A 14,313-nucleotide genomic window follows, 5' to 3' on the forward strand; every position below is an offset into this window, starting at 1 on the left:
GCGAACAGGCCCCATTTGAGCGGCCTGCAGAGCCACTTCGGGACTGATGCGCAGGTTCCCCAGGTGCTATTCTAAGCGCCGCCCCCCTTTCACAAAAGCGCTCTGTCCGCTATACAGGTCTTTTGGGAACTGTACCAGGTCAATCGAAACATCACTGCGCGCGTTCTGCGCGCTCCAACCGAGAAAGGAACGCCATGAAGGTCTACGAGGACAACTCCCAGTCAATCGGCAACACCCCGCTGGTGCGCCTCAAGCATCTGGCCCCCAATGCCAATCTCTACGCCAAGATCGAAGCCCGCAACCCGGCCGGCTCGGTCAAGTGTCGCATCGGTGCCAGCATGATCTGGGCGGCGGAGGAGTCCGGCAAGCTCAAGCCGGGCATGACCCTGGTCGAGCCGACCAGCGGCAACACCGGAATTGCACTGGCGTTTGTCGCCGCTTCCCGCGGCTACCGCCTGGTGCTGACCATGCCGTCGTCGATGAGCCTGGAGCGGCGCAAGCTGATGAAGGCGCTGGGCGCCGAAATCGTGCTCACGGAACCTGCCAAGGGCATGAAGGGCGCCATCGCCAAGGCGAACGAGCTGGTCGACGCCAATCCCGACAGCCACCTGATGCTGCAGCAGTTCGAAAATCCGGCCAACCCGGCGATCCATGAGAAGACCACGGGCCCCGAAATCTGGAACGACACCGACGGCGCGATCGATGTATTGGTAGCGGGCGTCGGCACCGGCGGCACCATTACCGGCGTTTCGCGTTACATCAAACAGACCTGCGGCAAGGCGATCACCTCTGTGGCGGTGGAACCGACCGACTCGCCGGTCATCAGCCAGACCCTGGCCGGCAGCGAGCCGCAACCGGCGCCGCACAAGATTCAGGGTATCGGCGCCGGCTTCGTGCCGGCCAACCTCGATCTGGACATGGTCGACCGGGTCGAGCAGGTGAGCAATGAAGATGCCATCGCCACGGCGCGGGCGCTGATGGAGAAGGAAGGTATCCTGGCGGGCATATCCTGCGGCGCCGCCACCTGTGCCGCGCTGCGGGTTGCCAACGACCCGGCCTTTGCCGGCAAGCATATCGTCGTGGTGCTACCCGATTCCGGCGAGCGCTACCTGTCGAGCGCGCTGTTCGAAGGCGTGTTCAGCGACAACGAAATGGTCCAGTAGGATGGGTGGAGCCGCCTTCGCCGATATGCGTGCCGCTGGCACACTGTCCGGGGCGGCGTAACCCATCGCGACCGCCTGGAGGATCATTCGCAGGATGGGTGAAGCCGCAGTTGGACATAGCGCTCAGTGCGCAGCGGATTTGTTGCGGCGTAACCCATCAATGACTTCGGTTATCCCGGTGTTGAAATGACACTCCAGGATGGTATTGAAGGGTAAGGTCGGTTCAATGCTGTCGGTGCAGGCCGAAACGACGACGCCTTCGATGCCAGTGATGGGTTACGCCGCCCCGGAACGCTCTGCCTATCGACAGGAACGCGTAGATGGCGGCTTCACCCATCCTACGAATTGCATCACCTTCCCACCAAAGCGCGCACAAAAAAGGGAACCTTGCGGCTCCCTTTTTTCGTCGTCCCTGGCGGTTCAAAGGCACCCTCTGTTCCTGGTGGCGTACCTCCCGGGATCAGTGCAGCAGGCTTCGGATCTTGGCGCAGGTCGGGAACTTGGAAAGATGATCGCCCGTGACGCTGCCGTCACGACTGCGGGTCACGGTATACCAGCGCGCCCTGGACTCTTTCCCCCGGTAGTGCCCATCGACTTCGAAGGACTCGCCATCGATATCGAGCACTGCGATTTTTCGGGTCGTTTCTTTGAGTTGCATACGCCCATCCCCACTCTTTTATAATCGTCATAAGTTTAAATTATAGACTACGCGGAAAGAGTTACGCTTTGATGCAGCTCATATTTCAAACAGGTGACAACCAGATTCAGGCGTCCGGTATCTGCGTCGCAATGGGACGGCGTCCGTCCCGGATCCACTCGCTCCAGGAACCGGGATAGACTCGGGCGCCGCCAAGCCCGGCATGCTCCATCGCCAGCAGGTTGTGACAGGCCGTCACGCCGGAGCCGCACAGGTGTACCACCGCCTCGGGCGGGTGCTCGCCGAGCAGCGCCAGCCACTCCCGACGCAGCTGCGCGGGCGACTTGAAGCGACCGGCTTCGAGATTGTCCGCAAGCGGCCGGTTCAGGGAACCGGGAATATGACCCGCGACCGGGTCGATCGGCTCCTGTTCGCCGCGAAAGCGCTCGCCACTGCGGGCATCGACCAGGGTGAACACCGGCGCCTTCAGATTCGCCTCCACCGCCTCGACATCGACAAGCGCGGCGCGATCCGGCTGCGCCTGCCAGTCCGATTCCCGGTCCCGGGGTGCCTGGCACTCGGGCGTCCGACCCAGTTCGAGCCAGGCCGGATAGCCCCCGTCCAGCACTGCCACCACATCATGACCGAGCCAGCGCAGCAGCCACCAGGCGCGGGCGGCCATGGCACCGCCGCAGTCATCGTAGACCACGACCTGAACGCCCGGCGCCACGCCACAACGGCGCAGGCGCTCGTTCAGCTTCGCCGCATCCGGCAACGGGTGCCGGCCATCCCGCGGCCCGATCGGCGAGGACAGGTCGCGATCCAGGTCGAGGTAGAACGCGCCCGGGATATGCCCCTCGCCATAGACGCGCCTGCCGTAGCCGGTATCGGCCAGACTGTAACGGCAATCCAGCAGGCACCAGTCGTCCTGATGCTGCCGGAGCTGCTCTGCGGTAACGAGGGTACGGTACATGACGGCGGGGCTCCCGGAGCGTTTTATTAACCCTGTGGGTTAATCGAGGTACTGGGCGAGCTCTTCGCGCAGCAGATCGAGTTCGTTCTGCGCCTTCTGCTTCGCCTTCTTTTTCAGTTGCTCGACCTCTTCGGCCTTGGTCGCGATGATCGACCGGGCAACGGCGGCCTTGTCATCGGCCTTGGCCACTTCATCGAGCAGCGGCTTGAGCTGCATCAGAATGGCGCGGCGCCGACCTTCCTCGGCACGGGCGATTTCCTCGGCCGATTTTTCCTTTTTCTTCGCATTTTCGGTATCGACGGCGGCGGGAACGTATGTAAGAGGCCGGATACCGGCCGCGACGCGCACCTTTTCGAGCAGCGGCGCCGCCTTGGCGCGGGCCTTTTCGGCCCCCTTTTTCAGCTCCTGCTCGACAAAGCCGAGGTCGTTCATCAGCTCGTTGTAACGGGCCCGCGGCTCGCTCAGCCTGGCGTCGAGAAACTCGAACAGCTGCTTCTTGGCGTCGCCCCAGGCAATGCCCTCGAGATACTGGCGGCGCATCGCGTCGATTTCCTGCTCGTCGGCGAAACAGCTGAAGAGCTGGAACAGGGTGCTGCCGTCCGGGTCCTTGGGCTCGCCGGGCTCGCGCAGGTCGGTGGTGACCTGGTTGATCAGCTTGCGCAGCTCGTCGCTGGAGCAGAACAGCGGAATGGTATTGTCGTAGCTCTTGGACATCTTGCGGCCATCGAGCCCCGGAATCAGCTGTGTCTGTTCGTCGACCTGGGCCTGCGGCAGCGTAAACAGCGGCTGGAAAACGTGGTTGAAGCGCCCGGCGACATCGCGCGCCATCTCGATATGCTGGATCTGGTCGCGGCCGACCGGAATGATATCGGCGTTGAACATCAGAATGTCGGCCGCCATCAGGATCGGGTAGCTGAACAGCCCCATGGTGACGCCGTCGTCCAGATCTTCGCTGCCGGCATCCCGGTTGGCATCGGTCGCCGCCTTGTAAGCGTGCGCCCGGTTCATCAACCCCTTGGAGGTCAGGCAGGTCAGGATCCAGGTCAGCTCCGGAATTTCCGGGATATCGGTCTGACGGTAATAGGTCGCAACATCGGTATCCAGCCCCAGCGCCAGCCAGGTGGCCGCGATCTCCCGCGTCGAACGCGCCACCCGCTCGGGTTCGTGACACTTGATCAGGGCGTGGTAGTCGGCAAGAAAGAAATAGCTGTTGTGCGCCGGGTCGCGACTGGCTTCGATGGCGGGCTTGATGGCCCCGAGATAGTTGCCGATATGGGGGGTGCCGGTGGTGGTGATACCGGTCAGAACTGTCTTTTTACTCATGACACTCGATATGCTCGCTGCAAGCCGGACAATAGATAACGGCGTATGATACACAAAACAGGCGCGCCCCGTCTTGAGCGCGCCGGCCGCCCACTTTGACAACCCTGCTGAGCTGAACAACACTCCAGTATGCGTCGCACTCACCCGATCGCAGGAGTTCGTTATGGATACCTCGCAGCACAGCATGCACAACCTGTTCGAACAGCTGGGCCTGCCCAGCAGCGAGCACGATGTCGAGCAATTCATTCGCACCCATCGCCTTTTCAGCCAGGATATCCGGCTCGATAAGGCCACTTTCTGGACCGAATCCCAGGCCGAGTTCTTGCGCGAAGCCTTCGAGGAGGACTCGGACTGGTGCGAAGTGGTCGACGAACTCGACTCACGCCTGCGCAGCTGAGCCTCCCGGGGCCCCGGTCGCCGATGTCCAGACGTTACCTGCTCGCCGCCGCACTGGCGTCGCTGCTGATGAGCCCCCTTGCCCATTCGCATGAAGAAGAATGGTTCCAGGGCGGGTCGCTGCACGCGGTCACCGTGGCGAAATGGAACCGGGCGAGCTACGCCAACCGCCTGGCCACATCGGCCGACTGGGCGCTGGCGAGCAAAAACGTCGAGAAGCTGGTGCGCGAGAGCGGCGACATCGAAACCCTGAAACCTTTCGCCGAGCAGCTGCTCAGCTGCATCGATCGCATTTCCCATACCGAGGGCGTGATCGATGAAACCGAGGCCATAAGAATCGCTTCGGCCTGCATGGCATACATGGACTGGTAACGACGCCAGGGGGCTGGTGATCGCCTTTTTTTACCGCAACTAACTGCGTATTATCGTCGGCAAACCGACGCAACCGACCAGAGCCCATGCTGACCGTTATCTCACCCGCCAAGACCCTCGATTACGACACGCCACCGACGACCGAGCGCTACAGCCAGCCCGAATGGCTCGATGAGTCCCAGCTGCTGATCGACGAGTTGCGAACCCTATCGGTGCAGGACGTTGCCGGACTGATGAAACTCAGCGACAAGCTGGCGAGCCTCAATGTCGCCCGCTACGAGAGCTGGTCACGTCCCTTTACCCCGCACAATGCCAAGCAGGCACTGCTGGCATTCAAGGGTGATGTCTATACCGGCCTCGATGCCGAAAGCCTGTCCGAAGACGACCTGGACTTCGCCCAGACCCACCTGCGCATGCTGTCGGGACTTTACGGTCTGCTAAAGCCACTGGATCTGATGCAGCCATACCGGCTGGAGATGGGAACCAAACTCGGCAACAGCCGTGGCAAGGATCTCTACGCTTTCTGGGGCGAAAGTCTGACCGATGCCCTGAACGCGGAACTGACCGGTGCGGAGCCGGTGCTGGTCAACCTGGCGTCGAACGAATACTTCAAGTCGATAAGGCCAAAGCAGCTCAACGCCCGCCTGATCACGCCGGTATTCAAGGACTGGAAAAACGGCCAGTACAAGATTATCAGTTTCTACGCCAAAAAGGCCCGCGGCCTGATGGCACGCTACATCATCCAGAACCGCATCGATCAGCCGGAACAGCTCAAGGCCTTCGACCTCGAAGGCTATCGCTTCGACGCCGAATCATCGAAAGGCGACACCTGGGTCTTTATCCGCGATCACGCAGAGTAACGGACACTCACGCCAACCACTTGTGGCCGCGGGCCTGGAGCAGCGTCCGGTACCGCGGCTGCGGATCGCAGTATTCGGCGGCAGCTGCCGAAACCGCACAGCCGGCGCAATGCCATGTCGTAATTTATCAAAATATTTGTAGATTCAGTCAATCCAAAGCTTGCCGGTTCGCTATGCTGGACGCAAAAGGTCAAGGCTTTACAGCCAGGGACCGCTACAACAACAACGTCTTCAGAGCCGATCCGCATGCAGGTACTCCCCCCACTGGTCAGCAATGACGATATCCGTCGTTTTGAACGGAACACCCCGATCGAGAGCCTCGGCCTGCCGGACAGCACGCTCGAGCTGATTCAGAACTCGGCCGAAACCCATCCCGACGCCACAGCGCTGCGCTTCCTGATGCAGGGCAGCGCCGACGAGGACGGTGTCAGCTACAGCTATCCCGAGTTCCTGCAGCGCGTGCTGCAGACCGCCAACGGCCTCAACGCCCTCGGCGTCGACCAGACCAACGTCGTTTCCTTCATGCTGCCCAACCTGCCGCAGACCCACTTCACCCTTTGGGGCGGCGAGGCGGCAGGCGTCGTGAATCCGGTCAACCAGCTGCTGGAGGCGGATCACATCGCCCATGTCCTGTGCGCGGCGAACACCCGCGTGCTGGTGGCGCTGGCGCCCTTCCCCGGCACCGACACCTGGGAAAAGGTCGAGCAGATCAAGCCCATGGTGCCCTCCCTGGAAACCGTGCTTTACGTCGATCTGTGCCGCTACCTGCCTGCCGAGCGGGCGGCCGAGATCCGCCGGCAACTGCCGCTGCCGCAGCACGACTGGGCCCGGGACTTCGATACCTGGATGGACCAGCAGCCCGGGGACCGTCTGCTTTCGGGCCGCGTCATCGCCCGGGGCGATATCGCGTCGCTGTTCCATACCGGCGGCACCACCGGCGTGCCGAAGCTGGCGCCGCACACGCACTACAACGAGGTGGCCAACGCCCGAATGCTGCAGTGCCTGCTGCGGTTCGACGCCGATGACGTGGTGCTCGGCGGCCTGCCGCTGTTTCACGTCAACGCCGCCGTCGTCACCGGCGTGCTGCCGCTTTTGACCGGATCCGAAATACTGCTTGCCAGCGCCCAGGGTTACCGCTCGCCCGTGCTGATCGAGCAGTTCTGGCGCGTCGTGGAACGTCACCGGGTGTCCTTTTTCAGCGCGGTGCCGGCCATCTACGCGGCACTGCTGCAGGTCCCCTTCGGCGACAGCGACACCTCCTCGCTCAAGGCCGCGCTTTGTGGCGGCGCACCGTTGCCGACCGAGGTGCACCGCAACTTCGAAGCGCTCACCGGCGCGCCCCTGCTGGAGGGCTACGGCCTGACCGAGAGCACCTGCGGCGCCACGGCCAACCTGCCACTGGCGGAGCGCCTTACCGGCTCGATCGGCTTCAGCCTGCCCTACGCCGAATCCAGGGTGGTAAAACTGGACGGGAATGGCGCCTACCTGCGCGACTGCGAACCCGACGAAGCCGGCACCCTGGTGCTGCGCGGCCCGCATATTTTCTCCGGCTACAGCGATCCTGCGAAAAACGGCGATATCTGGGTCGACGGCGACTGGTTCAATACCGGCGATCTGGCCCGGCAGGACGCCGACGGCCGCTTCTGGCTCACCGGTCGCAGCAAGGATCTGATCATTCGCGGCGGCCACAATATAGACCCGGGCATGATCGAGGAGGCGCTGAACCGCCACCCGGCGGTCGCGATGGCGGCCGCGGTCGGCAAGCCCTGCCCCCGCGTCGGCGAATTGCCGGTGGCCTACGTCAGCCTCAGACGTGACAGCAAGGTAAGCGAGGCGGAGCTGATCGACTTCTGCATGGGGGAAATCAGCGAACGGGCGGCGATCCCGAAGAACATCTGGGTGCTCGACGAGCTGCCGCTGACCGGCGTCGGCAAAATCTTCAAGCCCAGCCTGCGGCATGACGCCATCCGCCGCGTGTTCGAGCACGAGCTCGGGCAACAGCTGGCGCCGGCGCAGTTCCGCGTCAGTGTCGAGGCCTGCGACCGGCACGGCACCCGCGCTTGCGTGAAAATTGCAGATGGCGACGACGCCGTGTCGGCGGAGATCGAACGCCGCCTGGGCCGCTATGCCGTGCATTGCGAGATCCTGAACGGGCCGCAGAGCGACGCCTAGCCCCGGGCCTAGCACTAATCCGAAGGCACGGTTGGGCCTGGCAGCCTGTCGGACTTAACACTGATTTACTGCGGAAAAGCCCGACAGGCTGCTGGCGCATACCATGGCGATGGAAAGGAGCCCGGGGTAAGGCAGTCAGCACCCCGGGCGAGTTTGCGGTCTAGATATCCTTCATCAGACGCAGCGCATCGTAGATCGCCGCATGGGTGTTGCGGGTGGATACGGCATCGCCGATACGGAACAGCTGAAAACGTCCCGAAGGGTTGCGCACAACGTCCTGAGGCTTGCCGTCGATCAGCTCGTCGTACGACACCTCGCCCTGGTTCGAAGACTCCGGCTTGAGCTCGAAATACAGATCGTCCAGCGGGATGATACCGTGGTTGACGATGATCTGGTCGTACTCGCGCTCAAGCGCCACGCCACCGTAATCGCTGCCGATATGGGCTTTCAGCGAACCACCCTGCTTGTCTACCGCCTCGAGTCGGAAGGTCACCGTGAAGGTGGTATCCAGCGATTGCAGCGTACGCATGTAGGGCACCAGGTTCATCGCCATCACTTCCGGCGCGAATGAGCGGTCCGGCGTCATCACCTCGACCTTCGCCCCGGTTCTGGCGATGATCTCGGCCGCCTGAAGGCCAGCGTGATCGCCCGCATCGTCGAATATCAGCACGTTCTTTCCGGGCTTCACATCCCCGGAGATAATGTCCCAGGCGGAAATCACATGCTCGTTGCCCCGGGCCAGCACCTCGGTATGGGGCAGGCCGCCCGTGGCGACGATCACCACGTCGGGATTCTCGGCTGCGACCATATCCGCCTCGGCCCAGGTGTTGAACGCAAACCGCACCCCAAGGCGCTCGCACTGCGCCATACGCCAGTCGATGATGGAAATCATCTCTTTGCGCCGCTCGCTCTGGGCACTGAGGCGGACCTGTCCGCCGGGTTCATTCGAGGCTTCGAATACCACCACCTCGTGACCCCGCTCGCCCGCAACCCGCGCCGCCTCGAGCCCGCCGGGACCGGCACCGATGATTACGACCTTTTTGCGGGTTTCCGCTTTGGCAATCTCATGGGGCATGCTCTCTTCACGCCCCGTCGCGGCGTTGTGAATGCAGAAGGCCGCGCCGCCCTGATAGATACGATCCAGGCAGTAGTTGGCGCCCACGCAGGGACGAATCTCGTCTTCGCGTTTCTCGATGATCTTGCGCACGATATGCGGATCGGTCATGTGCGCCCGCGTCATGCCCACCAGGTCCACCTTGCCCGCTGCGACGGCATGACGGGCGGTGGCGACGTCAGGGATCTTGGCGGCATGGAAAACGGGCATACCCGTCGATTGCCGGATATCGCCGGCAAAATCCAGGTGCGGGCTGTTGCGCATGCCCTGAATCGGAATCACGTCGGTCAGGCCGGCATCGGTGTCGATATGACCGCGCACCACATTGAGGAAATCGACCATGCCGCTTTCTTTCAGGCGACGGGATATCTCCAGTCCCTCTTCCTTGCCCAGGCCACCGGCCAGACACTCATCGCCGGTATAGCGCATACCGATAATGAAATCGGGGCCGACGCGCCTGCGCATCTCCGACAGCACATCGAAGGTGAAACGCAGGCGGTTATCCAGAGAGCCACCGTAGGACCCGTCCAGTTCGTTGGTCAGCGGCGACCAGAACTGATCCATCAGGTGGCCGTACGCCTGCAACTCGATACCGTCCATGCCGCCGGCTTTCATGCGCTCGGCAGCATCGGCGTAATCCTTGATGATGCGCTCGATGTCCCAGTCTTCCATTTTCTTCGGGAACGCCCGGTGGGCTGCCTCGCGATGATGGGAAGCCGATACCACGGGCAGCCAGTTGTCCTTGTCCCAGCGGGTGCGCCGGCCGAGGTGGGTCAGCTGGATCATGATCGCGGCGCCCTGCTCGTGCACGGCATCCGTCAGGTCCTTCATCCAGGGCACAACCTCGTCCTTGTACACCAGAAGGTTGTTGAACACCGGCGGACTGTCTTTCGATACCGCCGCGGAGCCCGCGGTCATGGTCATCGCGACGCCGCCCTTGGCGCGCTCGACATGATAGGCGCGGTAGCGCCCTTTCGGCATGCCGTCTTCCGGGTACGCCGGCTCATGAGCCGTCATGATGATCCGGTTTCTCAGGGTGAGATGTTTGAGCTGGTAAGGCTGTAAAAGAGGATCATTGGACATGACCGCACTCCTGTTCCGCTGTAGCACTGACTGGGTAAGGAAAGATCAACCACCTTTGAGCCGATGCTAAGGAAAAATGTACAGTAGTGTCAATATAAGGTACATGAACGTACATCATGATGTTTCGAGATACTTTATGATTGACGACGGTGTACAACTCGAATGGCGAACCCGGGCAATGAACAAGAAGCTGTCGAACAACGAAAGCGGGTGGCGCGGATCTCCGGAAGTATGGTTCGAAGCCGCGATCGAGATCCTGCTCGAATCCGGGATCGAATCGGTCAAGATCTCAACCCTGGCAAAGCGACTCAACCTGTCCAGAACCAGCTTCTACTGGTTTTTCAATGACAGAGAGGCGCTACTGAGCGATCTCGTCACCGCCTGGAAGGACAAGAATACCGGCGGCATTCTTGCGCAGTCGCAAGCCTATGCCGACTCCCTGGCCGAAGCCACGCTGAATGTCTTCGATTGCTGGCTCGACGAAAGCCTGTTCGATTCGAGGTTCGAATTCGCCATTCGCAGCTGGTCGCTGAGATCACCAGCGATACAGGAGGAGGTTCAGCAGGCCGACACACAGCGCCTGAGCGCGCTGGCGAAGATGTTCAAGCGCCATGGGTTCAACGACATCGAAGCCGACGTGCATGCGCGAACGATCTATCTGGTGCAGATTGGCTATATCAGCATGCAGACGCAGGAATCCCTGGCCGAGCGCATGCAACGTATCCCCGAGTACGTGAAGATTTTTACCGGCAAGCTTCCAGAATCACATGAGCTCAAGCGCTTTTACCACAAGCATGGCTATACATAACGAAACGTCACTATTCACCAAATCGGTGAACTGATGATTGCGATCGCCTCGGGCGTCATCTCACAAGCTACGGTAAACATCGAAGGCACAGATTGGAGGATGGGTAGAGCGATGCACCCGCATGAAACCAAAGGGTTTCCACATTGCTCGGGCATCGCGAAACCCGTCAAATCGATCGTATTGCAGATCGATTGGTAGCAACTGGCAGTGTGGGTATTGGATTCACTGGCATTTGCTTCTGCAATGCCAGTATTCCCGTCATCCCTTGCGGTTACGCGACTTAGCCACAGGGCCCGACTGAACACTCAATATCCGTAGGATGCGGTGGAGCGAAGCGAAACCCATCATATCGACCATATTCCCGGTCAAGCGGCATGAGCCGGCACCATGACAAAGAGTGTTGGGTTCACTGGCATTTGCTCCTGCAATGCCAGTATTCCCGCCATCCCTGGCGGTTACGCGACTTCGTCGCTAGACCCAACCTACGTTTGGTAGCGGGGGCCAGACTTGAACAGGCGACCTTCGCCCGCGGTTATGAAGAGCGAGCCCGACGCGCTTTTTAACACGCCGGTAACGAAAAAAGCCCGAAACCTTTCGATTTCGAGCTTTTCTCTTGAATTCGGTAGTGCCTCTGTTGGGATACGCGACTTCGTCGCTAGACCCAACCTACGTTTGGTAGCGGGGGCCGGACTTGAACAGACGACCTTCGCCCGCGGTTATAGAGAGCGAGCCCGACGTATCATTTCAACGCCGCGATAACGAAAAAAGCCTGAGTTCTTTCGAACCCAGGCTTTTTCCTTGAATTTGGTAGCGGGGGCCAGATTTGCACTGACGACCTTCGCCCGTGGTTATAAAGAGCGAGCCCGACGTATCATTTCAACGCCGCGATAACGAAAAAAGCCTGAGTTCTTTCGAACCCAGGCTTTTTCCTTGAATTTGGTAGCGGGGGCCAGATTTGAACTGACGACCTTCGGGTTATGAGCCCGACGAGCTACCAGGCTGCTCCACCCCGCATCAACGTGGCGCGAATAATACGTGCCGCCCGCAACTCCGTCAACACTTTCTGCGAAATACTTTCGAAATATCGCGCGCCGAAGGTTTGCCGGCACTGATCCACCGGGCTGAACCCCGCTCCTGAACGCGGCTATAATAGGCCGCCCAGATCCTGACCTCGGGAAAACGCCGGTGCCCGACTATTGCTACACAGGACTGCCGCAGTGGCATCACCCCGACTGGGGACAGAGCGCGCTGCACGGCAGCCGTCAGACAACGCCGCTGGCGCGATACGCCAGTCACTTTTCCAGCGTGGAGGGCAACTCCACCTTCTACGCCCTGCCCGACGCCGACACGGTGCAGCGCTGGGATGCCGATACGCCGGCGGATTTCCGCTTCTGCTTCAAGCTGCCCAGACGTATCAGCCACGACCTCAAGCTGCGCCACTGCGATACCGAGCTGCGCACCTTCTTCGACTGTCTGGCGCCGCTCGGGGCCAAGCTGGGCCTGCTGTATCTGCAGTTTCCAGCCAACTTCGGCCCGGACGCGCTGCCCCGACTGACTGAGTTTTTGCGACAACTGCCCGGCGACTTCCGCTACGGTGTCGAGGTCCGTCACCCGGCATTCTTCGCCAAGGGGGAAGAGGAACGTGCGCTCAACAGACTGCTGATGGAGACCGGCGTCAACCGCACCCTGTTCGATACCCGGGCGCTGTTCGCGCTGCCCGCCGATGACGCCGAAACACAGGAGGCACTGCAGAAAAAGCCCAGGGTGCCGCTGCACGTGATCGCCACGGGCCAGGCCCCCATGGTTCGTTTCATCACACCGCTGGATTACCACGCCGCGCTCGACTGGCTCGATCCCTGGGTCGGCAAGGTCAACGCCTGGCTGGACGAGGGCCGCACGCCTTTCATATTCTTTCACACCCCCGATAACGCGCAATCGCCGGAACTGGCACGACTGTTCAACGAGAGACTCGCGGCCGTACGCGCCGGGGTCCGGGGATTCAAGCCCTGGCCCGACAGCCTGCGCCAGCAGGAGACACTGTTCTGATGCAATCACTTATCTATGTAATGGATCCTATGTGCAGCTGGTGCTGGGCCTTCGCACCGGAGCTCGAAGCCTTCCGCAGCCGGCATCCAGAGCTGCCGCTGCAGCATGTGATGGGCGGTCTGGCACAGGACTCCGACGCGCCGATGCCCGGCGCAATGCAACAGCAGATCCAGGCTATCTGGCGCCAGATCGAGTCGCGCACCGGCACCCGCTTCAACCACGACTTCTGGCGCCTCAACAGTCCGCGCCGCTCCACCTGGGAGGCCTGCCGTGCCGTCATCGCGGCGGGGCGCCTTGCTCCCGGCGCAGAAATAACGATGATCGCCGGGATCCAGCACGCCTATTATCTTGAAGCGCGAAACCCGTCCGAGCGCGAGGTGCTGGTTGCCATCGCCGGCGAACAGGGGCTGGATACAGAACGGCTACGGGAACTGCTGCAGGACGGAGAAACCGAAAAGCAGCTGCAGCGACACTTTGCCCTGAGGGACAGCCTCGGCGCCCAGGGCTTTCCGACGTTACTTTTGCAAAGGGATGACGAGCTGTTTGTACTGAGCTCGGGTTACAGCACCGCGCAGCAACTGCGTCTGCGCTACGAACAACTTTTCCGGAAATAGCGACGCTACCGCCACCGAAACAGAAACGGGAGCCTTGCGGCTCCCGTTTCGTTGGGGCACTCAAGCCCCCTTTGGCACAGGTACTGAATCAGGTACGCACGATGGAAACGTCTTCCGCCTGCAAACCCTTGTCGCTTTCGCGTACATTGAAGCGCACCTGCTGGCCTTCGGTCAGAGACCGGTGGCCGCGGCCGCGGATACTGCGAAAATGAACGAAGACATCGTCTCCGTTTTCCCGGGTGATAAAGCCAAAGCCCTTGGAGACGTTGAACCATTTGACCTGGCCCATTTCCCGGTTGTCGTCTTCCTCGGGTTCATCTTCCACTTCTCGACGCTGCTGCGATCGAACGCTGCCCCCCTGAGGCACGGCGCCCAGGCCCGAAAGCACGGTTGCCGCCAGAACGACGACGAAAACAACAGCCAGGACCGCAACACTCAGCTCTACTTCAACCTTGGCAACCGCCCCCAGCAAAAAGGGAATCAGCAGGGCCGCCAGGGCACTGACAACAATACAACGTATCAGTTGAACACCACTCATCTAGTTTTCTCTTGTATTTTCAGAATTAACAACAAAACCCAAAATCCGGACAGGCGCCCGGACGCTCGCAAGATATAGCTAATTTTGCGTATTTTATCAACAGCTTACCCTCTTCCAATGGTCTATTCCCAGGACAGATCCCTTGCATGACGGCCCTTTCAGGCCGGTTGGCCCGAGTTATTCCTGCCCGCAAGGCCGGACCGGCAGGTCGCAA

13 protein-coding genes and 1 tRNA gene are annotated in these 14,313 nt (G+C 61.1%); 8 read left to right on the forward strand and 6 right to left on the reverse strand.

Translation table 11 applies throughout. The annotated features are described in order from the left end of the window. The first annotated feature begins 194 nt into the window (after positions 1-194). A complete protein-coding gene (gene cysK / locus IEX85_RS11395) occupies positions 195-1,163 on the forward strand; it encodes a cysteine synthase A (protein WP_188860716.1) in 969 nt (322 codons plus the stop codon). A gap of 460 nt (positions 1,164-1,623) precedes the next feature. On the opposite strand, the gene IEX85_RS11400 is transcribed toward cysK, so the two are convergent. From IEX85_RS11400 to IEX85_RS11410, 3 genes are all read right to left on the reverse strand, one after another. After that, positions 1,624-1,821, reverse strand: a complete 198-nt coding sequence (locus IEX85_RS11400; RefSeq protein WP_188860717.1) for a hypothetical protein — start codon at positions 1,819-1,821, stop codon at positions 1,624-1,626. Between the two features lie 106 nt (positions 1,822-1,927). Then, on the reverse strand, positions 1,928-2,773 hold the full coding sequence (locus IEX85_RS11405) for a sulfurtransferase (protein ID WP_188860718.1): 846 nt from the start codon (positions 2,771-2,773) through the stop codon (positions 1,928-1,930). A 39-nt stretch (positions 2,774-2,812) separates the two neighbouring features. Continuing rightward, complete coding sequence (locus tag IEX85_RS11410; RefSeq protein ID WP_188860719.1) at positions 2,813-4,096, reverse strand: tryptophan--tRNA ligase; 1,284 nt, start codon at positions 4,094-4,096, stop codon at positions 2,813-2,815. Positions 4,097-4,259: 163 nt separating this feature from the next. Here IEX85_RS11410 and IEX85_RS11415 point away from each other — a divergent pair, with 163 nt between their 5' ends. The 4 genes from IEX85_RS11415 to IEX85_RS11430 all read left to right on the forward strand — a co-directional run bounded on the left by IEX85_RS11415 (position 4,260) and on the right by IEX85_RS11430 (position 7,896). Next, entirely contained in the window at positions 4,260-4,493 is a 234-nt protein-coding gene (locus tag IEX85_RS11415; protein ID WP_188860720.1) for a DUF2789 domain-containing protein, read from the forward strand. A 23-nt stretch (positions 4,494-4,516) separates the two neighbouring features. After that, complete coding sequence (locus tag IEX85_RS11420; RefSeq protein ID WP_188860721.1) at positions 4,517-4,864, forward strand: hypothetical protein; 348 nt, start codon at positions 4,517-4,519, stop codon at positions 4,862-4,864. 86 nt (positions 4,865-4,950) lie between these two features. Continuing rightward, positions 4,951-5,724: a peroxide stress protein YaaA gene (yaaA, locus tag IEX85_RS11425; protein WP_188860722.1), complete on the forward strand. Its 774-nt coding sequence runs from the start codon at positions 4,951-4,953 to the stop codon at positions 5,722-5,724. 246 nt (positions 5,725-5,970) lie between these two features. Next, entirely contained in the window at positions 5,971-7,896 is a 1,926-nt protein-coding gene (locus tag IEX85_RS11430) for an acyl-CoA synthetase (RefSeq protein ID WP_188860723.1), read from the forward strand. Between the two features lie 160 nt (positions 7,897-8,056). Here IEX85_RS11430 and IEX85_RS11435 read toward each other — a convergent pair whose 3' ends face one another. Next, complete coding sequence (locus tag IEX85_RS11435) at positions 8,057-10,093, reverse strand: NADH:flavin oxidoreductase (RefSeq protein WP_188860724.1); 2,037 nt, start codon at positions 10,091-10,093, stop codon at positions 8,057-8,059. A gap of 136 nt (positions 10,094-10,229) precedes the next feature. Between IEX85_RS11435 and IEX85_RS11440 the strand changes: the two genes are divergently transcribed. Beyond that, complete coding sequence (locus tag IEX85_RS11440; protein ID WP_229721888.1) at positions 10,230-10,901, forward strand: TetR/AcrR family transcriptional regulator; 672 nt, start codon at positions 10,230-10,232, stop codon at positions 10,899-10,901. A 937-nt stretch (positions 10,902-11,838) separates the two neighbouring features. Here IEX85_RS11440 and IEX85_RS11445 read toward each other — a convergent pair. Beyond that, a tRNA-Met gene (locus tag IEX85_RS11445) sits at positions 11,839-11,915 on the reverse strand. A 171-nt stretch (positions 11,916-12,086) separates the two neighbouring features. On the opposite strand from IEX85_RS11445, the gene IEX85_RS11450 reads away from it, so the two are divergent. Both IEX85_RS11450 and IEX85_RS11455 read left to right on the forward strand, forming a co-directional pair. Then, on the forward strand, positions 12,087-12,947 hold the full coding sequence (locus IEX85_RS11450) for a DUF72 domain-containing protein (RefSeq protein WP_188860725.1): 861 nt from the start codon (positions 12,087-12,089) through the stop codon (positions 12,945-12,947). Further along, positions 12,947-13,561 carry a DsbA family protein gene (locus IEX85_RS11455; protein ID WP_188860726.1) on the forward strand — a complete coding sequence of 205 codons (615 nt, stop codon included), beginning with the start codon at positions 12,947-12,949 and terminating at the stop codon, positions 13,559-13,561. The genes IEX85_RS11450 and IEX85_RS11455 overlap by 1 nt, the downstream gene beginning before the upstream one ends. 88 nt (positions 13,562-13,649) lie before the next feature. Here IEX85_RS11455 and IEX85_RS24190 read toward each other — a convergent pair whose 3' ends face one another. Further along, positions 13,650-14,099 carry a cold-shock protein gene (locus IEX85_RS24190; protein WP_188860727.1) on the reverse strand — a complete coding sequence of 150 codons (450 nt, stop codon included), beginning with the start codon at positions 14,097-14,099 and terminating at the stop codon, positions 13,650-13,652. Between the last annotated feature and the right edge of the window lie 214 nt (positions 14,100-14,313).

This window comes from Marinobacterium nitratireducens (genome assembly GCF_014645375.1).
In the GTDB taxonomy this organism is placed as follows: Bacteria; Pseudomonadota; Gammaproteobacteria; order Pseudomonadales; family Balneatricaceae; genus Marinobacterium_A; species Marinobacterium_A nitratireducens.

Excerpts from the sequence above, each read along its gene's own strand:
- cysK (WP_188860716.1), top strand. The coding sequence starts at position 195 with ATGAAGGTCTACGAGGACAACTCCCAGTCAATCGGCAACACCCCGCTG.
- IEX85_RS11400 (WP_188860717.1), bottom strand. The coding sequence starts at position 1,821 with ATGCAACTCAAAGAAACGACCCGAAAAATCGCAGTGCTCGATATCGAT.
- IEX85_RS11405 (WP_188860718.1), bottom strand. The coding sequence starts at position 2,773 with ATGTACCGTACCCTCGTTACCGCAGAGCAGCTCCGGCAGCATCAGGAC.
- IEX85_RS11410 (WP_188860719.1), bottom strand. The coding sequence starts at position 4,096 with ATGAGTAAAAAGACAGTTCTGACCGGTATCACCACCACCGGCACCCCC.
- IEX85_RS11415 (WP_188860720.1), top strand. The coding sequence starts at position 4,260 with ATGGATACCTCGCAGCACAGCATGCACAACCTGTTCGAACAGCTGGGC.
- IEX85_RS11420 (WP_188860721.1), top strand. The coding sequence starts at position 4,517 with ATGTCCAGACGTTACCTGCTCGCCGCCGCACTGGCGTCGCTGCTGATG.
- yaaA (WP_188860722.1), top strand. The coding sequence starts at position 4,951 with ATGCTGACCGTTATCTCACCCGCCAAGACCCTCGATTACGACACGCCA.
- IEX85_RS11430 (WP_188860723.1), top strand. The coding sequence starts at position 5,971 with ATGCAGGTACTCCCCCCACTGGTCAGCAATGACGATATCCGTCGTTTT.
- IEX85_RS11435 (WP_188860724.1), bottom strand. The coding sequence starts at position 10,093 with ATGTCCAATGATCCTCTTTTACAGCCTTACCAGCTCAAACATCTCACC.
- IEX85_RS11440 (WP_229721888.1), top strand. The coding sequence starts at position 10,230 with ATGATTGACGACGGTGTACAACTCGAATGGCGAACCCGGGCAATGAAC.
- IEX85_RS11455 (WP_188860726.1), top strand. The coding sequence starts at position 12,947 with ATGCAATCACTTATCTATGTAATGGATCCTATGTGCAGCTGGTGCTGG.
- IEX85_RS24190 (WP_188860727.1), bottom strand. The coding sequence starts at position 14,099 with ATGAGTGGTGTTCAACTGATACGTTGTATTGTTGTCAGTGCCCTGGCG.